We start from the raw sequence: 2,491 nt of genomic DNA on the forward strand, positions 1-2,491 counted from the left end.
CGGCAGGCAATAGAGACAGATGCCCTGTTTCGCCAGTTCCGGCCGCGCCGCCTTGGTCACCTTGCTCGTGTGGATGCCGACGTTGTCCAAGACCACGACGCGGGGGACGGCGGCGGCCGACAGGTTCCGGAGATATTGGACCAGGTCCCCGGCGGTCCGCGTTCGCTCAAACGGGACGGCCGTGAGCTCCGGGACCGGGGCGAAGGGCTCATAAGTCGCCAGGGCGTTGACCCGCCGGCCTTGCGGATGTTCCTATTTCACCCGTTTTCGCTGTTTGGGAAGTTGCCAGGAGTATCCGGTCGGCCGGGACGGACTGAAGCCGCATTCGTCAAGGTAAAACAGCCTCGGGCGACCAGCGTCCGCTTTTTTTAATCCGTCGAGGACCCGTTCGGCCCGTTCGACCTTCTTCGGGTCTTGTTGGTGGCCGACGGCTTGGGCGGTCCGTCGGTATCCGGCCTTCAACAGGCCCAAGTATCGACGAACCAGACGATGGCCGATGGTTACGCCGTCGGGACGAAGGGCCTCGGCGAGTTGTCGGCTGGTCCAGATACGGTCCTGGCCAAGGAGTTCGGCCAGCCGTCCGGTGACCTGCTCGCGGCGGGCGTGATCCGGTTCGGGGCCGGGCAACCCGGGAGTGAACGCAGCCTCGCCGCGAGCGAGAAAGCCCTTGAGGGATCACCCAATCGCGTCGCCTTGAGCGACCACGGAAAACGCAGCCTCGCCGCGAGCGAGAAAGCCCTTGAGGGCGGCCCGGGTGGCGGGCGGGTGACAGCGGGGGCGTGGCGATCCGGGGAGCCGACCAGCCCAGGTCAAACAACAGGATCATTTCCAGTCGGCTTCGGAACACCGCCGGGAGATTGGTCCGACGCAGGGCTTGCAGTTCAATTCGTTGGGTGTCAGTCAGGTGAAGGTGTAACATGAAACATTATACCCATTCCCGGCTACGTGCTTAGGTCGCAGATATCTTGCACCGAACCCTTGCCAGATGGCGCGAGGATGTGCCGGCTAAAGTCATTGAATCCTTCTGGCACAAATGAAAGTGGACAATTCAAATTTAATTTCCAAGGGAGGGATTACTCTCCTCCTCGGGTGGTTGGGGAACCGATGAGTTAAGCATGACGAATCTGACACGCCTAAATCGGATTCAATCGAAGGGTGAATTGTTAAGTGGTGCATCTGCCAAGTATTAATACACTATTTAGAGCGAACGGAAACAATGAAATAACGGCTATAGAAATCGGAACGCGATCACGGCACACGCCAGTTTCAAGAAGGCTTCATGAGACGGCAGAAGTCGGTCGAGTCGATACCCAAGCCGCCTCATCCGGTGCAACCAACTGAGCGTCCGCTCGACCGGCCATCGGAACACTCCCAAGCCGCTGCCGTGTTCGGTCCGACGTCTCGCCAGACGGGGAATGATCCTGCGGATCTGGCAGGCTCCCCGCAACCCCTCCGAATCATAGGCCCGGTCTCCGAACAGTTGGGCGGGATAACGCCGGGGATGGCCGACCTTCCCCCGGACCCACGGCAGGCGGTTCAACAGGGGCATGAAGCCCCTGGCGTCGTGGCGGTTCGCCCCGGTATCACCGCCAGCGGAATGCCCCGGCCATCAACGAGGATGTGGTGTTTTGACCCTAATTTCCGGCGGTCTGTGGGGTTCGGTCCGGTCGCCTCGCCGCCGCCGGGCGACCGGACCGAACCGCTGTCCACGGCCGCCCGCGACCAGTCGATCTGGTCGGCGGCGTTCAACCGCGACAGGATGGCCGCGCGCAGACGGTCCCAGACGCCAAGTTGCTGCCATTGTCCCAGGCGTTCCCGACAGGTCTTCCCGCAACCCCAGCCGAGTTCGGCGGGCAGGTCGTCCTAGGCGATGCCCGATTTCAGGACGAACAAGATACCGGTCAGAATGGCACGGTCGTCCAGCGGATGGCGTCCGGGATGGTCTTGACGGCATGGCTTGGGCGGGGGGAGCATGGGCTCGACGAAGGCCCAAAATTCATCAGTGACGATGGGTTTCATGGCAAATTCCCTCTCGAAAGGGTACTCTTATTTTAGCCCTTTCTGAACCACCCAAAGTCATTTTTTCCGTTCGCTCTTAGCACTTCATTTTTGGCAGGAAGCTCCGTATGCCACGACGTGTTTGGAAGCCATTACGTCTTCGGGAGATGACGGCCGAAGAACGGGCCGAACTCACCCGCCTAACCCGTTCCCGTAAATCCGAGGCGAGAGTCGTTGAGCGGGCCGCCATCCTTCTGGCCCTGGCCGACGACGAGAAGCCGGCCCACATTGCCCGTCGCCTGGGCGTCACCCGAATCACCGTGTATGGCCGCCTTCGCCGGTTCAACCGGGTCGGCCTGCGGGCGTTGCACGACGACGCCCGGTCCGGCCGGCCCGCCACCTACACGCCGGACGAGAAAGCCGAGGTCATCGCCGCCGCCTTGACGAAGCCGGCCGATCTCGGCCTGCCGTTCGGCTGCTGGACGCTGGACCG

The 2,491-nt window shown here is 62.1% G+C and carries 2 protein-coding genes and 1 pseudogene; 1 reads left to right on the top strand and 2 read right to left on the bottom strand.

Annotated features, from left to right (window positions below):
- Positions 1-252: 252 nt before the first annotated feature.
- Together BGIM_RS62130 and BGIM_RS61180 are read right to left on the bottom strand one after the other, a co-directional pair.
- Entirely contained in the window at positions 253-627 is a 375-nt protein-coding gene (locus tag BGIM_RS62130) for a hypothetical protein (protein WP_020469373.1), read from the bottom strand.
- A 601-nt stretch (positions 628-1,228) separates the two neighbouring features.
- Positions 1,229-2,019 (bottom strand): annotated as a pseudogene (locus BGIM_RS61180) (IS5 family transposase).
- Positions 2,020-2,126: 107 nt separating this feature from the next.
- Between BGIM_RS61180 and BGIM_RS66455 the strand changes: the two are divergent.
- The coding region (locus BGIM_RS66455; RefSeq protein ID WP_202947229.1) for a helix-turn-helix domain-containing protein at positions 2,127-2,491 on the top strand (365 nt) is incomplete at its 3' end.

The sequence above is a fragment of the Zavarzinella formosa DSM 19928 genome, from assembly GCF_000255705.1.
Classification (GTDB): domain Bacteria; phylum Planctomycetota; class Planctomycetia; order Gemmatales; family Gemmataceae; genus Zavarzinella; species Zavarzinella formosa.